Source organism: Muricomes intestini, assembly GCF_004346165.1.
Lineage (GTDB): Bacteria > Bacillota > Clostridia > Lachnospirales > Lachnospiraceae > Muricomes > Muricomes intestini.
In genome coordinates this window covers 219284-239643 of record NZ_SLZZ01000001.1, presented here as the reverse complement: position 1 = coordinate 239643, position 20360 = coordinate 219284, and the positions used below count along the sequence as shown (strand labels likewise).

Sequence of the window (20360 nt, the reverse complement as noted above, 5' to 3'; positions counted from 1 at the left end):
ATGTCCAATAAGTTAATTGATATTGTAAATATAACAAAGTCATATGATGAAAATATAGTCCTGGATCAGCTGAACCTCTACATCCGTGAAAATGAGTTTCTTACTCTGCTGGGGCCAAGCGGCTGCGGGAAAACCACCCTTCTCAGGATTCTGGGAGGCTTTGAGGCCCCCGATTCAGGGGATATCATTTTTGACGGTAAAAATATCAACAGTCTGCCGCCCAACCGCAGACAATTAAATACTGTATTTCAAAAGTATGCTCTTTTTTCACATATGACTATCGCAGAGAATATTGCTTTTGGTCTGAAGATTAAAGGAAAGACCAAAGGCTATATTCAGGATAAAATCCGTTATGCGTTAAAGCTTGTTAATTTGGATGGATTTGAGAATCGGACCCCAGATTCCTTGAGCGGCGGACAGCAGCAGCGCATTGCTATCGCCCGGGCCATTGTCAATGAGCCTAAAGTTCTCCTTTTGGACGAGCCTCTCGGTGCACTGGATTTGAAGCTTCGGCAGGATATGCAATATGAACTGATACGGCTGAAAAATGAGCTGGGTATCACCTTTCTCTATGTAACACATGACCAGGAGGAAGCGCTTACCATGTCGGACACAATCGTAGTTATGAATCAAGGGTATGTCCAGCAGGTCGGAACTCCCGAAGATATTTATAATGAGCCTCAGAATGCTTTTGTTGCAGACTTTATCGGTGACAGTAATATCCTTTCCGCTACGATGGTAGAGGATAAAGTAGTAAAAATGTTGGGGGCTGTCTGGGAGTGCGTAGATGTCGGTTTCGGAAAAAACAAACCCGTGGATGCAGTTATCCGGCCTGAAGATATTGATTTGGTAAAGCCGAAGAAAGGGATCATACAAGGTGTAGTCACTCACATCATTTTTAAAGGGGTACACTATGAAATGGAAGTTCTGGCAAATAATTACGAACTTCTGGTACACAGCACCGATATGTTCCCTGTAGGAACCGAAGTTGGAATCAAAGTTGATCCCTTTGACATTCAGATTATGCAAAAACCAGAATCTGAAGATGAGGAGGCCGCCGGAATTGAAGAGTAGAAAGTTGTTGACCGGCCCTTATTTGTTCTGGGCAGTATCTTTTATTATTATTCCCCTTCTTATGATAGTTTATTATGGACTAACTGACAAAGAAGGTAACTTCACACTGCAGAATCTTGCACAGATTACTACCCCCGAAAACATGAAGGCTCTGGGGCTTGCTCTTTTGCTGTCTTTTATCAGTACCATAATCTGTCTTGTACTCGCTTATCCTCTAGCTATGATTCTATCGGAAAAAAACGTGAATCAGAGCAGCTTTATTGTGCTGATTTTTATTCTGCCCATGTGGATGAATTCTCTTCTGCGCACCATTGCCTGGCAAAATCTTCTAGAGAAAAACGGAATTATCAATTCAGTGCTGGGATTTTTCCATTTGCCTGCACAGGGCCTGATAAATACACCCTATGCAATTGTTCTCGGGATGGTGTATAACTTTTTACCTTTTATGGTACTGCCTATTTACAATGTACTCGCCAAGATTGACAAGGATGTCATCTTTGCAGCCAGGGATCTGGGAGCCAATAACCTGCAGACCTTTACCCGAATCATTCTGCCTCTAAGTGTTCCAGGAATTATCAGCGGAATTACCATGGTATTTGTCCCCTCCCTGACTACCTTTGTTATCTCCGATCTGCTGGGAGGAAGCAAGATACTTTTAATCGGAAATGTTATTGAGCAGGAATTCAAACAAGGAAGCAACTGGAATACCGGCTCCGGCCTTTCTCTTGTTCTTATGATATTTATTATTGTAAGCATGGCTCTGATTGCCAAATACGATAAAGATGGGGAGGGAACTGCATTTTGATCAAGAGCGCTGCAAAACGTTTTTACCTTATTTTAATTTTTATTCTACTTTATGCTCCCATTGTTACACTCATTGTTCTGTCTTTTAATAGCTCCAAGACCCGGGCAAAGTGGGGGGGCTTTGCAGGTAAATGGTATATCACTCTTTTCCAGAACCAGGAAATCATGAATGCCCTTTACACGACGCTTATCATTGCCCTTGTTTCTGCTCTGATTGCAACAATTATCGGAACGGCTGCCGCCATCGGTGTTCAAGCAATGAAGCCTAAGTTTAGAACCCTCACGCTGGGAATTACCAATATTCCCATGCTCAATGCGGATATTGTAACAGGTATATCACTGATGCTTTTATTCATTGCATTTCGGTTTTCCTTAGGGTTTAAAACCATTTTACTGGCTCATATTACATTTAATATACCCTATGTCATTTTAAGTGTCCTTCCAAAGCTTAAGCAGACAAACAAAAATGTGTACGAAGCAGCATTGGACCTGGGTGCTTCTCCTGTCTACGCATTTTTTAAGGTTGTGTTCCCGGATATTATGCCGGGTGTGTTCTCCGGTTTTTTGCTGGCTTTTACCATGTCTCTGGATGATTTTGTGATCACTCATTTTACCAAGGGACCGGGTGTGGATACTCTTTCAACCAAAATATACAGTGAAGTCCGAAAAGGAATCAAGCCGGAGATGTATGCTCTTTCGACCATTATGTTCCTTACCGTACTGGTATTACTGATGCTGGTAAATACTGCACCAGATAAAACAGATGTCCTTTCTTCCGGACAGATAGAAATCAAAAAGAAGCATAAGCTTTCCCGGTTTATTTTTCGGAAAGTGGTTCCCACAGCAATTGTAATTGTCATCGTTGCCGGCGGCTTCTTCTATGGATCTCATAACAGCGCAGCAGGAAAAAGTCAGGTGATCGTTTACAACTGGGGTGAATATATTAACCCGGATATCCTGACAAAGTTTGAAAAAGAAACAGGAATTCACGTTGTCTATGAGGAATATGAAACCAATGAAATTATGTACCCAAAAATTCAGTCCGGCGCTATTGCATATGATGTAGTCTGCCCATCAGATTACATGGTGCAGCGTATGATTGAAAACAATCTGCTCGCAGAGATTGATTTTGACAAGGTGCCAAATATCAAATATATTGATAAGCCCTACATGGATCAGGCACGTCAGTATGACCCTGAAAACAAATATTCCGTTCCCTATCTCTTCGGCACCGTAGGAATTTTATATAATAAAACTATGGTCGACGAACCGGTGGACAGCTGGGGGATACTGTGGGATAAAAAATATAAAGACAGCATTCTGATGCAGGACAGTGTCCGTGATACTTTCGGTGTCACCCTGAAATACCTGGGGTACTCACTAAATTCGACAGATCTAGATGAACTGGAAGAAGCTAAGAAGTTGCTTATAGAGCAAAAACCTCTTGTACAGGCTTATGTCATCGACCAGGTCCGGGATAAAATGATAGGGAATGAGGCGGCTCTTGGTGTAATTTATTCCGGTGAAGCACTTTATACACAGCTGGAGAATCCAAATCTTGAATACGTGATTCCAAAGGAAGGCTCCAACCTCTGGATTGATTCATGGGTAATTCCAAAGAATGCAGAGCACAAAGAAAATGCAGAGAAATTTATCAACTTCCTGTGCCGCCCTGACATTGCAAAAATGAATTACGACTATACTACCTATTCCATCCCCAATTCTGAAGGGCGAAAACTGATAGAGGATAAGGCACTCCGGGACAACAGGATTACATTCCCGGAGCCCGAAGATTTAAAGAATTGTGAAACCTTCAAATTCCTGGGAGACGAAAACGATGCACTGTATAACAGACTCTGGAGAGAAGTAAAATCAAGGTAGTCAAAGCTGGAAGCATCCGCCGCCTATAAATTCTCTTAAAAGTGAATTTGTAGGTACGGGTTCGCTCCCGATTCCGACAAAGTAATCAAAGAATTTCAGCAACCTTTTGGCCTCTGCATACTCCGGACAGTTTTTTCCCATTCCGAAGAGAAGAGGCTCTACATATTGTTTTAATACGGCCAGCTCATATAGCAGTGAAGAATTGAACATTACGTCTGCCTCCTCCTGATAAGGGAAGATATTCTTCTCCTCTCCTCTCCTCACAGAGGACCACATGGCAATCGTGTTTCTTGCCGAGGTTCCCCGGGTTCTTGCATCTCTCACAATGCGGCGTATCAATCTTCCGTCAGTGGAAGGGATACGGTTATGCTCGTCGATATTCAGCTGAGTCAGAGCACTGATGTATATTTTAAACTGATTGTCGGCATTCAGGGATTTCGTCAATTCAGGATTCAGGCAGTGAATCCCCTCAATCACAAGTATATCCTGCTTTCCAAGCTTCTTTGGAATGGTATCATACTCTCTGATTCCTGTTTTAAAATTGAATAGGGGCAGATAAACTTCTTTGCTGGAAAGAAGAGACTGCATATCTTCATTAAATTTTTGAACGTCGATAGCCTCCAGACATTCAAAATTGTAGTTTCCTTTTTCGTCCTTGGGCGTCTTCTCCCTTTCCACGAAATAATTGTCCACTGCTATCGGATGGGGATGCATGCCGTTTACCATGAGTTGAACAGATAAGCGGTGTGAAAACGTGGTTTTTCCTGAGGAGGACGGACCCGCAATCAGCACAAATTTCACGTCCGGCTTCTCCGCAATCTGCTTGGCAATCTCGCCGATCTGCCTCTCCTGGTAGGCCTCCTGTACCAAAACCACTTCACTCATGTCATGCCGGGTTACCATGTCGTTAAGAGCGCCGACCGTATCAATTCCCTGAAGATCTCCCCACAAAATTGACTTTTTCAACACTTGAAAGGACTTTGGTGTGGGCTCAAAGGGAGGCACTTTCTCCGGTTCATTTACTGTTGGCATTTGAAGAATAAACCCTTCGTCATATAAATAGAGAGAATAGTATTTCAAATATCCTGTATCCGGTACCATGTACCCGTAATAATAATCCTCAAATTCATTCATACGGTATATATTGACCTTGGATACACGCCTGTATTCAAAAAGCCGTTCCTTATCATACATTCCGTGCTTTCTGAAAAGTTCTACCGCCTCATTTGTATGGATAGAGCGCTTTTCAATAGGAATTCTGTTCTCGGCAAGGTTCTTCATACGTGCAGCCACCAGCTCCAGAAAGTCCTGATCCAGCTTCACATTGCCTTCTACCGTACAGTAATACCCCTTGCTCATTGAGAAATGAATCCGGACCCTCTCTACCTTGTCATGTCCTCCTACGTCGTGCACGGCCTTGACAAGCATAAAGCACAGACTCCGCTTATATGTCTCATATCCGATAGCATCGCCGGTTGTGACAAACTCTAATTCGCAATCTTTTTCCAGCTTTTTTTCCAATTCCTGAAGACGGAACCGGTCTACAAAAACAAGTACAATCTGATGAGAATAGTTCTCTTGAAAGTCTTCCGCAATTTTCTGATAAGTGATCCCAAAAGCATATTCTTTTGTCTCATTTCCAATCTTTACCTTACAGGTCTTTTCTTCCATAAACTATAAACTTCCTTTCATACCTCAAAATAGTAACAGCTCAGCTATCAGCTCAAATCCGCATGGCTGAACTTTTGCTCAAAATATCTGGAATGGATGGATAACCGGTGCGGTTATCACCTGCAGACCCGGAAGTTTTTTCTGCAGAAATTCTTTCATGTCCTCTATGAAAATATATTCCGTTCCGTAATGCCCTGCATCTATCACGGCAAGTCCCTGCTCTACGGCATCGAGACCATCATGATGTCCGATATCTCCTGTGACCAGTACATCTGCCCTCTTATTTAGAGCCGGCTTTATGGCACTTTTCCCCGAACCGGGAGAAACAGCAAGTCTGTTCACTTTTTTATTCATCTCTCCAAATACTTTTACTGAGCCTAATTTTAGTCTATTCTTCACATAGATACAACATTCCTCCAGAGTCATAGTCTTCTTAAGCATTCCCACCTGTCCGATTCCCTGCGGGGCTCCGTCCTCTTCTGAGGTGACGTCCAGAACCTGAACTTCCCCCAGTTCCAGTATCCTGCCAGACAGTTCCGCCATACCGAGGACATCATAGTTCGTATGCATTGCATAATAGGAAATGTCACTTTGAATGAGATCCACAACCCTTCTACCCACAAAATCTTCATCTGTTACATTTTTCATAGGAGAAAAAATTAGAGGATGATGCGTAATCAGCATATCTGCTCCAACCGCTTTTGCTTGTTCAATTACCTGGCTTGTGGCATCCAGGGCTACATATATACAGTGGATCTCCTGCGTACTTCGTCCTGCCTGCAGTCCCACGTTATCAAAATCCAGCGCCGCAGACTTTGGGTATGCAGCCTCTATCACCTTCATAATTTCTTTACAAAGCATAATATCCCAACCCCTTTTCTGTGCTGTATAGTTCCTGCTTCAATTCATCCATGCGCTTTACGGCGCGGGCACTATCCTGTTTCTTCAGATTTTCCAACAACTCTGACTTCAACTCCTTTTCCCTTTCCAGGTACTGCTTCAATACAGGATGTTGTCTCTCAAGCAGATATTTTCCATACTGTTTCTCTGTTTTTGTCCAGATGTCCTTATTTTGTATCTTCCCTGAAGGCGGCTGTACCTTCATCATAGGATAAAATTTCCCCTCATCAAGAACCATATCTTCCCCGATAAACAAAAAACCTTCCTGTAGAAGAAAGGTCCTTACTTTTGCGATTTCCGACTGGGGCTGCAAAATACATTCCTTCAGGTTCACTGTAACATTCCAGTTCTTCGTCAAAATCCTTATGATAAGTGCACCGCCCATACCAGCTATCACCGCCGAATCAACTTCTCCGGGAGCAAGCTGTTCAAATCCATCTGAGAGCCGGGTCTCAATGTTATCCGACAGACCGCACTCTAAAATGTGTTCTCCAGCACGTTTCAAAGGCCCTTCGTGAACGTCCATAGCAACTGCCAGAGGAATTTTTTTATGCTCTATGAGATAAATGGGAATATAGGCATGATCTGTGCCTATATCCGCCATTTTATATCCGCTGCTCACCAGATTTGCAACTGCATGCATTCTTCTTGTCAGTTCCATCTTTCCCTGCCTAGTCCAGATAATCCCGAAGCTTCCGGCTGCGGCTTGGATGGCGGAGCTTCCTGAGAGCTTTTGCCTCAATCTGACGGATACGTTCACGGGTGACATCGAATTCCCTTCCAACTTCCTCCAGAGTTCTTGCTCTGCCATCATTCATGCCGAACCGCAGACGCAATACTTTCTGTTCCCTTTCCGTCAAAGTGTCCAGCACCTCGTCAAGCTGTTCTTTGAGCAATGTCTGGGCAGCTGCTTCCGCCGGAACAGGCACGTTATCGTCCTGTATGAAATCGCCGAGATGACTGTCCTCTTCCTCACCGATTGGGGTTTCCAGAGACACAGGTTCCTGGGAAATCTTAAGAATTTCACGCACGCGGTCTACCGGCATGTCCAGTTCCTTCGCAATTTCTTCCGGCGTGGGTTCACGGCCAAGCTCCTGTAAAAGCTGCCTGGACACACGAATCAGCTTATTGATAGTCTCTACCATGTGTACCGGTATGCGGATTGTTCTCGCCTGATCCGCAATCGCTCTTGTTATGGCCTGACGAATCCACCATGTGGCATAGGTACTGAATTTATAGCCTTTGTGGTAGTCAAACTTTTCCACTGCCTTAATCAGGCCTAAGTTTCCCTCCTGAATCAGATCAAGGAACAGCATCCCACGGCCCACATACCGTTTTGCAATGCTTACAACAAGACGCAGATTTGCTTCCGCCAGCTCTTTCTTTGCTTCTTCATCACCGTTTTCCATCCGCTGTGCCAGTTCAATCTCCCTCTCTGCACTCAAAAGCGGAACTTTTCCAATCTCCTTTAGATACATGCGCACAGGATCCTCGATACTGACTCCATCAGGCACAGTCAGATCAATATTCTCCATATCCACTTCATCTTCATCGGAAATAATGACTTCCACATCCACATCGTCCTCATCACTGCTGATGCGAAGTACATCTATATTATTTGACTCCAGGTATTCAAATACTTTTTCCATATGGTCTGCGTCCAGTTCCATGTCGTTGAAAAAGTCGTTAATTTCCTGGAGCTCCAGGATACTTTTCTTTTTCTTCCCCAGCGCAACAAGCTCTTTTAACCTTTCGTCAAACTTCTGTGTATTTTCTTCCATGTGTCCATCCTTCCTTTGCCTATACGCAGTATAGGGCTATCTTGTTTTATTTTATCCTTATTCAATGGAAATATGCAGGTTGTTTATATCATCCAGCATATGTTTCTCTTCCATCAGCTTTTGCAGGCCGGCAAAATCGGCAGGATCCAGATTCTTGATCCGGCCATCAATACTGTTTGCCTTGACACGGAACATCGTTTCCTTTAAAGCCTGTTCCCGTTCTTCCCTGGTAGAAAGCTCTTTGATTTTTGTATGAAATAAAGACGCTGCCTCCCGATGTTCTTCCTCGGCCGTAAAGTGATTCAGTATCTTTGCCGGATTTACTTCTCCCGAAGCATACTGGCTGTAAAGCAGCTCTGCAACTGTTTTATATAGCTCTTTTGTGAAATCCCTGGGACTTATGTACTTCTGTATGATGCTGAAAAGTTCCTCATCTTCAATAATCCATGTAAGGAGAACTTTCTGAGATACAAGAATCCCATCCTCCTTTGTCTTTTCTTTTGCCCCTGCAGTTTTCGGGCGGAGGGCAGGTTTTGCCATCCCGTCACCGATTGCAGTTTTTACCACCAATTTTTTCAGACTTTCCTCACTGACCTTATATTGCCTAGCCACTGCTTCAATATAATTATTTCTCTCCAGCTCATCTTCAAAGGCTGTAAGCCGCCGGGAAGCTTCCCGAAAAAAAGCTGTCTTCCCCTCGGGGGAGTCCATATCGTAATCTTTTGAGAGAATCTCAAGGCTAAAAAGAAAACCATTTCTGGCATTTTCAATTCTCTTCTCAAATTCTTTTGCGCCCAGATTCTTAATAAATTCATCCGGGTCTTTGTATGGCTCCATACGGATTACCTTCGCCGCAATGCCTGCCTCCTTCAAGATCAAAACGGCCCGAAGTGCTGCTTTTGTTCCTGCCTCATCACTGTCATAAGTCAGATACACTTCCTGTACATAGCGCTTAATTAATAGGGCGTGTCCCGCTGTCAGGGCTGTCCCGAGAGAGGCAACCGCATTGGTAAACCCGGCCTGGTGCAGAGCTATAACATCCATATATCCTTCACAGAGCAAAAAACAAGACTTTCGGGAGGTTCGTGCCCGGTTCAGCCCGTACAAATTGCGGCTCTTGTCAAAAACAGCAGTTTCCGGTGAGTTCAGATATTTTGGCTTTCCGTCACCCATGACACGGCCTCCGAACCCGATTACCCGGCTGTTTACATCCATAATGGGAAACATAACCCGGTTCCAGAACTTATCATACACACCGTTTTTTTCATCGGTGTTTATAAGTCCTGCCTGACGTATCAATTCTTCACTGTAGCCTTTGTTTCGCAGGTAGCGGAACAAATCATTGCTGTATTTATTGGAATATCCGATTCCGAAAGCTTTCACCATATCGTCTGAAAGTTTTCGTTTCTTTAAATATGTACAGGCAGCTTTCCCCTGCTCCGATTTTAGCTGAACATAAAAGTACTGTGCAGCTATTTTATTGATTTCCAAAAGCGTGGACCTCAAATCTGCCTTTTCCTTCGCCTCCTTCGAGTATTCTGCCTCCGGAAGCTCCACCCCCGCTCTGTCAGCCAAAAACTTCACGGCTTCCACAAAGGAAAAGTTTTCATATTCCATCAAGAATGTAAATACATTGCCCCCCGCCCCACAGCCAAAACAATAGTACATCTGTTTCCCTCTGCTTACAGAAAAAGACGGAGACTTTTCGTTGTGAAACGGGCAGAGTCCAAAATAGGAGCTTCCTTTTTTCTGCAGCCGCACATAACCGGAAATCACATCCACAATGTCATTTTTCATTCTTACTTCTTCTATCAGTTCCTCTGAATAATACATATAGGCCTCCACGTACATATGCTACACTATATATATTCGACAAAACTTCCCTATTTCCTTTTTTAATTTTTCCGTAACTAATAAGGAGGGCAGAAATATATACAAACAGCTTGTGCAAGCTTGCTTGCTAAGAGCTGCTTGTATATATTTCTATCCGGCGTTTAGCCGAAGCGAGATGAAGCAAAGCGGAATCGAGCTTGCTATCCGGCGTTTAGCCGAAGCGAGATGAAGCAAAGCGGAGTCGAGCTTGCCCTCCGGCATATCTGTGCAAAGCGAAATTGAGCTAGGTTCTGAACAGTTAATTTTTCCATGCTTCCGGTACAAAAAACTCTTCATATTTTTTAACCGCATAATTATCTGTCATCCCGGCTATGTAATCACAGACGGTTTGCTCCCTGCATGTGCCTGTTCTTTCCATGCTTCTCAAATACTGCCCGGGAAGCAGCTCGGGATGCCGTATATAATAATCATACAATTGTTCAATCAAATGTACAGCTTTATCTTCTTCACCTTTTGCCTTGGGGTTCATGTACACATTTTCAAACATAAATTTCCTAAGTCCGGCCATGGCAGCCTGAACTTCCCCGGACATAACAATAACCGGACGGTCCATGCTCTGTGTGATTACGTCATGAACCATCGTATCCAGACGTTCTTTGCCGGAGTTTCCCAGCACCTTTCTATACTTGGCAGGAATGTCACTCTCTGCAAGTATACCCGCCCTGATTGCATCATCCATGTCATGATTGATATATGCAATTTTGTCTGAGAGGCGCAACACCTGTCCCTCCAGGGTGTGGGGATGGCCGGATGTCTGATGATTCATAATACCGTCCCGGACCTCCCATGTGAGATTGAGCCCTTCACCCTGCTTTTCCACACATTCAACTACCCTGACGCTTTGCTCATTATGTGAAAAATGATATACACCATTTAACGCCCGTTCGCCTGCATGTCCAAAAGGCGTGTGTCCAAGATCGTGCCCCAGCGCAATTGCTTCTACCAGATCCTCGTTCAGCCTGAGGGCCTTTGCTATGGTTCTTGCATTCTGTGAAACCTCAAGAGTGTGGGTTAGCCTTGTCCTGTAGTGATCCCCCTTGGGCAGTAAAAACACCTGTGTTTTTTGTTTCAGGCGGCGGAATGACTTACAGTGCAAAATCCGATCCCTGTCCCTTTGAAATACAGGACGTATATCACACTGTTCTTCTGTTTTCTCCCGGCCTTTCGAATTTCTGCTGAACGCGGCATAAGGACTTAAATATTCCAATTCCCGCTCTTCAAGCTGCTCTCTGATTGTCATATTTTCTCTTCCTCACGATGAATCCTGATTACCCTACATCATATATATTCTGTAACTTTGTTTTTTTTCCTTTTTAGTTGCCTATATCTTAAGGTTTTCTGTCTTCATATGCTTTTCTATAGCCTGTACAACGGATTTAAGAATTTTAATACGTGCATAATATTTGTCATTGCCCTCCACAACAATCCAAGGGGCATATTCTGTTGAAGTCCGAATCAGCATCTCATTTACAGCTTCTTCGTACTGATCCCATTTTTCTCTGTTTCTCCAGTCCTCCTCAGTAATCTTCCATTGCTTTTTAGGATCCTCCTGGCGGGCTGTGAATCTTCTTTCCTGCTCTTCCTTATCTATCTGCATCCAGAACTTCAATACAATAGCACCTTTATCTGAAAGATCCTTCTCCATATCATTGATTTCTTTATAGGCTCTCTGCCATTCTTGTTTCGTACAAAATCCTTCAATGCGCTCTACCATGACACGCCCGTACCATGTCCTGTCAAATATGGCAATATGTCCATCCTTAGGCATGGCCCGCCAAAATCTCCACAGGTAGTGATGTGCTTTTTCAATATCATTTGGAGAAGCTGTGGGATTTACAACAAAACCACGGGGGTCCATCTTCTTTGTCAGCCTCTTGATTGCACCGCCTTTTCCGCCTGCATCCCAGCCTTCAAAGCAGAGTACCACCGGAATCCGTTTTCTGTAAATATCACCGTGGAGCATTTTTATTCTCTTCTGAAGCTTTTTTAACTCTTCTTCATATTGTTTCTTTTCAAGTCTCAGAGACAGGTCGGTTTTTGCAAGCACAGACTCCTGCAGCTCTTTTTCTCTCGTACCAGGTTTGTTGGGCTCCCGAGGGGAAGCCTCCCCGGACGAAATTTCTGCAATAGCTTCTGCAGCTTTCTCTTTTGCTTTCTCCTTTTGCAATTGCTCCAGCCGTTCTTCCAGTGCATTGATAATGACTGCGTAAATCTTTATAGTGGCAAACCGGCGGTCCATTGCTTCAATTATGGTCCAGGGGGCATACTCAGTATCCGTTATCTGCAGCATCTCTTCCATCATCCGGGCATATTCTCCATATTTTTCATTGCGCTCAAAATCTCCTTTAGAGACACGCCATGCTGTTTCCTTTGATTTCTTCAACTTTTCAAATCTCTTTTTTTGCTCCTTCTGGTCTATATCAAGCAAAAGCTTTATTATGACACACCCATCATCTGTAAGCTGCTTTTCAAAAGAACAGATAGACTGGTAGGCGTTCGTCACCTCTTTTTTCCCGGCCTTTTTATCAAAACGCTCAATCAGCACACGTCTGTACCAGCTTCCATCGAAAATTGCAATCCTGCCCCGCTCCGGTGTCTTGGTCCAGAACCGCCACAAAAATGGATGCATCTCTTCCTCTTTTGTTTCCCCTTTTATTGCATGAACCTGAAAGCCGCGGGGATCCAGACTTTGAATAACCTTCCCTATCTGGAGCCCCTTCCCTGATGCACCAAATCCTTCAAATACAATAATCACTGGGATATTCTGGACCCGGCACAGACGCTGTAATTCCCCAAGTCTGACTTTAAGCATCGGCATTTTTGCCTTATACTCTGCCTTATCCATTTTTTTTGTAAGATTGACCTTCTCCAACATATTGCATTCTCCTTTCGAAAGAGCCAAACTGCCTCAAAAAACCGCTCAATGCATTCTCCTCTCTACTGTTTCCAATGCCGTGAATATTTATGTACTCTTTAACCTTCCTGACATCTTCCCGTGAAAAATCCCACACCTTATCCGCTGTCCTCTCCTCTTCCCACAAATCTAAAAGCAGTGCTTTATATTCCGGATTTTGATACCACATGGAATCCACATGAAGTCCGCCATTTCGATTCAGGTTTTCCTTCTCCTCCTCACTTAAATTTTTTGTCTCTCTATCTGCATTTTTTTCATAATTTTCTCTGTTAATAAAGCGTACATATTTCGCTCCTTCCGGTTTTACCATTTCACCGTCTTTCAAAATGTAAACAGTAAATTGGATTAGCGTTTCTTTTCCGGCTCCCCCCGGACCCATGTTGTCCTGAACAGAGCAGGTAAGCACCACATATCCTGGTTTATTAAATTCTAAGAACTCTTCCGGCTTAAAATTCACAAGCTTCACTTTCTTCAAAATACTCCCCGGATACAATATATCATCTTCCTGATCTGACACTTTTATGCGGCCGCTTTCCAAAGCCCGTTCTACAATTTCTGCTTCTGTAATATTCCCCGCCCGGGCCTCTTCCAATGTAAAATACCGATCTGCTGCTTCTATTACAGGAAACTCATTATACCTAACTTTTACAGGCCACTCTAAAACATTTTCAGTACCTGCACTGTCTGTTACAGCATATGTAATGAGATGTGTAACTGGTGAATCATTTTTATCCATCTGAAGAAACCATGTATCTAATTTTTCATCGGCAGGCATATCTTCCTTCCAGAAAGCTATTTCTCCCTCCTGTTTTGCTCCATCTGTATGCTTTCTGCCGGCATATTTTATACAAATAATACGGATATTTCCTGTGATGTCCCCGTCTTCTTCGTCAAAGGCTTTCATATTAGATAAGAGCATTTCTCTTGTAACTTCCGTACCCTCATAAAACTCCTGGACACTGTTTGCTTTAATTTCCGGAATTCCATTCCATACGCTGTACATTTTCACTTCCGGTATGCCCGGCCGGTTTACGGTATCTTTCTGCTGTTCATCAGCTATCTGGCACAGTTCATCAAATATAACTATATTTTTCTTGTTTTCGGGAAATTTTACCGTTCCTGTACCCGCGTCTCTTTCATTGTCTGCCCAGCCTGCAAAGCTATATCCTTTTCGGGAAAATTCAGTATAATTTTTATTTTTTCTTATTTCATACCCATTATTTTCATCACATTCTTTCAGAGTTACATATTCTGATTTAGCTGTTCCCGAATCTGCATTATTATCGACATAAATAACCTTAATCTCCGTTTTCCAGAGTGCATAAAAGGTCATTTCCTCATTATAGGCAGCACTGACTGTGTCTCCCGGCTGGTATACTGCTTCCTTATCTTCAGCCTTTCTGCCCCAGCCTTTAAAACCTATAGAGCCAAAATGAGGAATTTCTCCCGATATTTTTGTGGCTTCATACCAATATTTTTTCTCGTCCTTTGGAACCCGAATCCTGTCGTCATCATAATTCCCCTCATAATGTATCATATATGCTCTGCTGATTACAATGTCTGTGTCTGCTGTATTGGCCCCACCCGATTGATAATCCCCGGGCCGCAGTAAATAAAATGCTTTTGGATTTAGATTAAATTTCTGGTAAACCGCACTTCCTTTTTCTTCGTTATGGCCAACTCTTACACATGTGCGTCCTAACGTATAGACAGATGGCGTTATAAGGGCCACTTTTTTTTCTGATGTAAGGGGACCTGTAACTGTGATGACATTCCCGGCTTCGGGCAGATAGACATCATTATTTTCTTCAATCCATGCTGCCCCGCTCACATTCATAGTTCCATTCTGATACACGGCGCTCCCGGCCCGGGCAGAATTATTTGTGATTGCCGTTCCATTTAAAGTCAATATACCCGCATTATAAATGCCGCCTCCAGCAGTTCCGCTATTGGAGAAAATCTCCCCACCCGATAAAATAAGAGTTCCCGAATTGTAAATTCCTCCTCCATTCTTTTCGGTTATATTGGAATGTACAATCCCGCCGGACATTGTTGCAGCCGACATATTAAATATACCCGTTGCATTGTGAAAAATATTTGCATTACCGGAAATCTCTAATGTTCCGAAGGATGCAGATGACCGGACTCCCGCCGCGTTGTTAGAATAGATTTTACCTCCTGAAATACTGGCAGTACATACCCCGTTTGCGGCATATGCGGCAACTCCATCCGAAGCGTTACTGTAAATGCTCCCTCCTGTAACGGTAATTGCCGTGTTGTCGTCAACCGTCTGTGTCTGTACACCTGCGCTCCCATTATGATGCACCAGACCTCCGGCCACATTGACGGTCTTTCCCCGTACTCCATTGTTGCCATTGCCATAAATCTCTCCGCCATACATATTTATCGTGCCCTGGGAGGCTATACCGGCATGAAGATTGTTATAAATCGATACATCCTCATATACATTTGTAGTTCCCAGGCTGTTCCATATACCGTTCGCCACGCCATTTCTTAAACGCACTCCGCTTTTTAAATTGATGGTTGTTCTGCACAGAGATGTCAGAATCCCCGAAGAACATTTTCTGTTGCCGTCAATGGTCAGCGTATATCCTTCATTTCCTGATAATGTCCATGTACCTGTTATATTTCTGTCACTATCGTTCGGAACCGCGATGATGCCTCCAGGCTCCCACTCCAGACTTGGACTTGCAGTCACAGTAACATTCTGTCCTTCTGGGTAGATGGTGAATGACTTCGTCGTAACATTGTGCCCTGCGATACAATCCTTCAGTACATACATAGTGCCGCCCGACGGCAGAGCAAAAAATGCTTCATCAAAGGTCTTATAATAAGTATTCCCCACACGTGCCACAGCGTCTATCCGCAACGCATCCATTTGTCTTTCAGTACGTTCAGGAACTTTCACCTCTTCTCCCACATCCTGCAGTGCTGTGGCAGGTTCGGACTCCTGATACTGACTCCCAGAAGCATCCTCAAAAATGCTTGTCTCTTCTGGAATCACCTCCTCCAGGGTCATCTTAACTTGTTCTTCCTGTGCCTCGCATGACATGGGTATATAGACTGCCAGAGACAGTGACACCACCAATATCATGAAGGCTCCTCTACATCTTTTCATAGCCTCCTCCTGTTCTGTTATTTTTATAATAATTACGGTTGAATACTTCGGCGGAATTGCCGAGCAGAAATGGAAAACGAACGCTTCCCAGATTCTATGTAGAGGATTATAGCACAGCTCTCTAAAAAGTACAAGCAGCTTTTAATATATCTGCTTGGTTCCAAACTGTAACAAAAAGAGAGCCCGGCAGGCCAGGCCCTTTATGTTACTTTACTCAGAGTACAGGATGAATTTACCTACTTCTTCCCGGAGTATATCTGCCTGAGCAGACATTTCTTCACTTGTAGCAGAGTTTTCTTCTGCCGTAGCGGCGTTAGTCTGCACAACAGAAGACACCTGTACCAATCCCATCTGAATTTGCTCAATTGCTTCTGTCTGTTCTGAAGATGCCCGCTCTATGCTTACAAAGTTTTCTGACACATTCTGCATATTGGAACCGACTTGCTGTAGAATCTGAGCGGTCTGTGCTGTAATGGCAGTTCCTTTGGACACACTTGTTACAGAATTTTGAATCAGCTCTGAAGTCTGTTTTGCGGCTTCTGCCGATTTTCCGGCAAGATTGCGGACTTCATCGGCTACGACAGCAAATCCCTTTCCAGCTTCTCCGGCACGGGCCGCCTCAATACTTGCATTTAGTGAGAGAATATTAGTCTGAAATGCAATATCCTCAATAACCTTTGTAATATTCACAATCTCATTTGATGCGGCATCCATCTCACCCATTGCTTCCGTAAGGTTTTTCATATAACCGTTTCCGGTGTTAATATCCGTCTCAACCTGCTCCACATATTTGGTTGCAGCCCGGACATTAGAAGCATTCTGTTCTGCCTGTCCGGCAACCTTTTCTACGGAAAGAGTCAGCTCATCAATGGATGAAGCCTGTTCTGTTGAACCCGCTGAGAGTGCCTGGGCCCCGCCGGATACCTGTGCCGCACCAGTGCTCACCTGGCCGGCAGCAATATTTATCTGTTTTAAAGTGGCATTGAATGAATCAAGTATAACACCAAGTGCTGTCTGAATAGGAGAAAATTCTCCAATATATTCCATATCATTCTTCAAATCCAAATTACCCTCTGCCATCTGTGTAAGCTTATCGGAAATATCTCCGATATATTTCTGGAGTGTACTGCGGGTGCTGTAAATAGAGCCTGCCAGCATACCAATTTCAGATGTATCCACTTCCATAGAAAAATCGGAAGAAAGGTTGCCCTGTGCAATCTCTTTCATCTCCTTCTCAACCCTTGTAATCGGATGCAGTAACTTTTTTCTCGTAATCAACATCGTAATCACCTGCAGCACCGCCGCACCTATAAGCAGCACAAACACGGCACCTTGCACTATTGCAATGCCATCGGTCTGGCCGGTACTCCCTTTGTGGTACAGGATATAAAAGCCAACCCCTACAAGGACCAGCAGCAGCAGAGCGCATGCATTCAAAGTATAAATAAGCGTGGACTGTTTCATTGTTTTTTTCATAGTGTCTCTTCCTCCGGACTTTTTATTTTTATTTTAATATTTACCTAAATCAGGTTTCTCTTCATTTTCCTGTTCGAGATCGTAACTTTCCTCAGGCTTGGGAATCTCCTCAGGCTTGGGAATCTCCTCAGGCTCGAAGGCCTTCTCAGGCTTCGGGATCTCTTCAGGCTTGAGAATCTCCTCAGACTTGAGAATTTCCTCAGGCTCAGGAATCTCTTCAGACTTGAAATCCTCTGAAACATATTTTCTTTGAATGCCATTATTTAGCTTAAATTTTTTCACTTCTGCACGCAGCGTATCTGCCTGTGCGGACATTTCCTCACTTGTGGCAGAATTTTCTTCCGCGGTGGCCGCATTTGTCTGTACAACAGAAGATACTTGCGCAAGTCCCAGCTTAATCTGTTCAACCGCATGGGACTGCTCGGCAGACGTCTGTTCTATCTGTACAAAATTGTCTGTAACTTTTCTTGCATTGGCTCCCACTTCCTGTAAAACCTGTGCTGTCTGAGCCGTCAGTTCAGTCCCTCTGGCGACGGCTGCAACTGTATTTTGAATCAATTGTTCAGTCTGTTTCGCCGCATCTGCAGATTTTCTTGCAAGATTCCGCACTTCGTCTGCAACAACGGTAAATCCCTTTCCGGCACTTCCTGCACGGGCCGCCTCAATAGCTGCATTTAGAGAAAGCATATTGGTCTGGAATGCAATATCATCAATTGCCTTGGTAATATTTACAATCTCATTTGAAGCTGCATTAATCTCAGTCATCGCATCGGTAAGCTTCTGCATATAGTCGTTTCCACTTTCTACTCCTTGTCCCGCCTGCTCCACATATTCTGTTGCAGCCTTTACAACAGAAAAGTTTTCTTCCGTCCGGGCGGCAATATGCTCAACAGAAGCTGTCAGCTCTTCCACAGAAGATGCCTGTTCTGTGGAGCCAGATGCAAGAGCTGACGCCCCGTCGGATACCTGTGAAGCACCTGCGCTGACCTGTGATGCAGCGGTATCGATTGTCTGCATAATAGTGTTCAGGTTGTCGGCCGTAGTTTCAATTGATTTCTTTAAAATCTCATAACCTCCGGGATAATCCATATCTATCTCAAACTGCAGATCCCCTTCTGATATTCTTGTAAACTTTTCAATTACGTCGCCGATTAATTTTTTTTGCAGTGCATTGGACTCTTTAATGTATTCTATCATCTGTCCAAACTCGTCTTTGCTCTCATACTCAATCTCGGCATCTAAGTTTCCCCGGGCGGCTTCTCTATTCATTGCTATGATTTTTTGAATCGGAGCCAAAATAGATTTCCTGATAACTATGACAACAAAAACCGTAATCAAAATGGATAGTGCAGAGAAAACTAAAAGAAGAACCTGTGTACGCACCATAATCTCTTCCGCTTCCACCTTCTGTGCTTTTGATTTTTCATGGGACGAAGCCGCAAAATTTTCCATGATACTAATGGCCTTTTCAAGTTGGGGGCTATATTGTTCCTGATACAGCTCAAGAGCTCTTTTATGAGATTGGTCTGTATTCTCCAGAATAAGCTCAGATATTTCTTTTCTTACGGAATCTCCTGAGTTAATAATTGTCTTGGCCTGTTCAATATCGGCATTTCTGCTGTAATCGCTCTGATTCTTTCTAAATTCTTCCAGCTTGGTAAGCGCTGACTTTGAATGCTGGTCTGCCGAAGACAGCAGCTTGCCGGCAGTTTCCGGTGGGGCAAGCATCGCACCCAGCAGCTCATGCATAGTACTGCGCATATTTACCTGCATGGCTCTGATATATTCTGCATTTGGTACCGAATACTTACTGTATCGCTCCACCTCTGCATTAATTCCATTCAGGTTAATGATGGAAAAGATGCCTGACAGCAGCATCAAAATCAGTACGATGCCAAATCCGGTAATAAGCTTCTTGCTTACAGATAAGTTCTTCATATTGTTTTCTCCTTTGCATATTAGGTTTCCTTATTCTTTTCTGTAGATTGCCGGTCTGATGTATCTGTATCTTGTGGTCTCCCTGTTTAGCCCCTCCGAATGACCAATAAATAGAAAGCCTCCCGGCTCTGTGATATCATACAGCCGCTGAATTAACCTTTCTTTAGTGGGACCATCAAAATAAATCATGACATTTCGGCAGAATATAACATGCATTTTTCTTTTAAAAGGCAAGACAGTATCCATCAAATTGATATTTCCAAAAATAACTTCCTTTTTAATCTTTTCAATTACTTCACTTTGATGAGAATCATATGCCTTAAAATACTTTTTCTGCCAGCTTAAAGGAAGCTCTGTTATTTTCTCATTTTCATAAATGCCTGATTTGGCCGCAGAAATCACTGCTTTGGAGATATCTGTAGCTAATATTTTTGTATCCCATCTGTTCTTATCGGGCCCAAGGTACTCATCAATTAACATTGCAAGAGTATAAGGCTCTTCTCCGGTGGAGCAGGCGGCGCTCCAGATACGTAAATCCCTGTCTCCCACATTATTTGCCAGGAAAGGCAGCACCGTGGTTCTAAAATAATTAAAATGTTCCGACTCTCTCATAAAAAAAGTATAATTTGTTGTAATCTTATCTAGCATCACTGATGCGGCCTTCCCGGATTTATCTGTTTTTACATAATCCATATATTCTTCCAGACTGCCCATATGCATACTTGTTATTAAGTTGCCGAGCCGTCCCTCAATCAGAGTCTTTTTTTCCGCTTTAAAATGAATGCCATAATTGGCTCTGATATAATTTGCAAAGTCCTTGAATTCCTGCTCTTCTATAGTAATCATGGGTGTTCCCCTTTCAGGCGTATAGTATAAAAGTCAAATCTTT

The 20360-nt window shown here is 43.5% G+C and carries 14 protein-coding genes; 3 read left to right on the top strand and 11 right to left on the bottom strand.

Annotated features, from left to right (window positions below; translation table 11 throughout):
• Genes EDD59_RS01150 through EDD59_RS01140 form a run of 3 tightly spaced genes read left to right on the top strand, consistent with a single transcriptional unit; the run spans position 1 to position 3759 of the window.
• Positions 1 to 1074 (top strand): ABC transporter ATP-binding protein, encoded by a 1074-nt coding sequence (locus tag EDD59_RS01150; RefSeq protein WP_132378051.1) that lies wholly within the window; start codon positions 1 to 3, stop codon positions 1072 to 1074.
• Positions 1064 to 1879 carry an ABC transporter permease gene (locus EDD59_RS01145; RefSeq protein WP_132378049.1) on the top strand — a complete coding sequence of 272 codons (816 nt, stop codon included), beginning with the start codon at positions 1064 to 1066 and terminating at the stop codon, positions 1877 to 1879. The genes EDD59_RS01150 and EDD59_RS01145 overlap by 11 nt, the downstream gene beginning before the upstream one ends.
• Positions 1876 to 3759, top strand: coding sequence for an extracellular solute-binding protein (locus EDD59_RS01140; RefSeq protein WP_132378047.1), 1884 nt, complete (start codon positions 1876 to 1878; stop codon positions 3757 to 3759). Before EDD59_RS01145 ends, EDD59_RS01140 begins: the two co-directional genes overlap by 4 nt.
• Here the strand turns inward: EDD59_RS01140 and EDD59_RS01135 are convergent, their stop codons facing one another.
• From EDD59_RS01135 to EDD59_RS01085, 11 genes are all read right to left on the bottom strand, one after another.
• Entirely contained in the window at positions 3760 to 5430 is a 1671-nt protein-coding gene (locus EDD59_RS01135; RefSeq protein ID WP_132378045.1) for a nucleoside kinase, read from the bottom strand.
• A 78-nt stretch (positions 5431 to 5508) separates the two neighbouring features.
• A complete protein-coding gene (locus EDD59_RS01130) occupies positions 5509 to 6291 on the bottom strand; it encodes a Nif3-like dinuclear metal center hexameric protein (RefSeq protein ID WP_132378043.1) in 783 nt (260 codons plus the stop codon).
• The gene (locus EDD59_RS01125) at positions 6281 to 6991 is read right to left on the bottom strand and encodes a tRNA (adenine(22)-N(1))-methyltransferase (protein ID WP_132378041.1); all 711 of its coding nucleotides are present in this window, start codon (positions 6989 to 6991) and stop codon (positions 6281 to 6283) included. The genes EDD59_RS01130 and EDD59_RS01125 overlap by 11 nt, the downstream gene beginning before the upstream one ends.
• Before the next feature lie 10 nt (positions 6992 to 7001).
• The gene (gene rpoD / locus EDD59_RS01120; protein WP_132378039.1) at positions 7002 to 8111 is read right to left on the bottom strand and encodes an RNA polymerase sigma factor RpoD; all 1110 of its coding nucleotides are present in this window, start codon (positions 8109 to 8111) and stop codon (positions 7002 to 7004) included.
• Between the two features lie 57 nt (positions 8112 to 8168).
• Positions 8169 to 9944 (bottom strand): DNA primase, encoded by a 1776-nt coding sequence (gene dnaG / locus EDD59_RS01115; RefSeq protein ID WP_132378037.1) that lies wholly within the window; start codon positions 9942 to 9944, stop codon positions 8169 to 8171.
• 298 nt (positions 9945 to 10242) lie between these two features.
• Positions 10243 to 11244, bottom strand: coding sequence for a deoxyguanosinetriphosphate triphosphohydrolase (locus EDD59_RS01110; protein WP_132378035.1), 1002 nt, complete (start codon positions 11242 to 11244; stop codon positions 10243 to 10245).
• Positions 11245 to 11325: 81 nt separating this feature from the next.
• Complete coding sequence (gene pap / locus EDD59_RS01105) at positions 11326 to 12879, bottom strand: polyphosphate:AMP phosphotransferase (protein WP_132378033.1); 1554 nt, start codon at positions 12877 to 12879, stop codon at positions 11326 to 11328.
• Positions 12842 to 16057: a right-handed parallel beta-helix repeat-containing protein gene (locus tag EDD59_RS01100; protein WP_132378031.1), complete on the bottom strand. Its 3216-nt coding sequence runs from the start codon at positions 16055 to 16057 to the stop codon at positions 12842 to 12844. The genes pap and EDD59_RS01100 overlap by 38 nt, the downstream gene beginning before the upstream one ends.
• 210 nt (positions 16058 to 16267) lie before the next feature.
• Entirely contained in the window at positions 16268 to 17533 is a 1266-nt protein-coding gene (locus EDD59_RS01095) for a methyl-accepting chemotaxis protein (RefSeq protein WP_132378029.1), read from the bottom strand.
• A 33-nt stretch (positions 17534 to 17566) separates the two neighbouring features.
• Complete coding sequence (locus EDD59_RS01090) at positions 17567 to 19471, bottom strand: methyl-accepting chemotaxis protein (RefSeq protein WP_132378027.1); 1905 nt, start codon at positions 19469 to 19471, stop codon at positions 17567 to 17569.
• Positions 19472 to 19501: 30 nt separating this feature from the next.
• Entirely contained in the window at positions 19502 to 20317 is an 816-nt protein-coding gene (locus tag EDD59_RS01085; RefSeq protein WP_132378025.1) for a CheR family methyltransferase, read from the bottom strand.
• Positions 20318 to 20360: the final 43 nt, after the last annotated feature.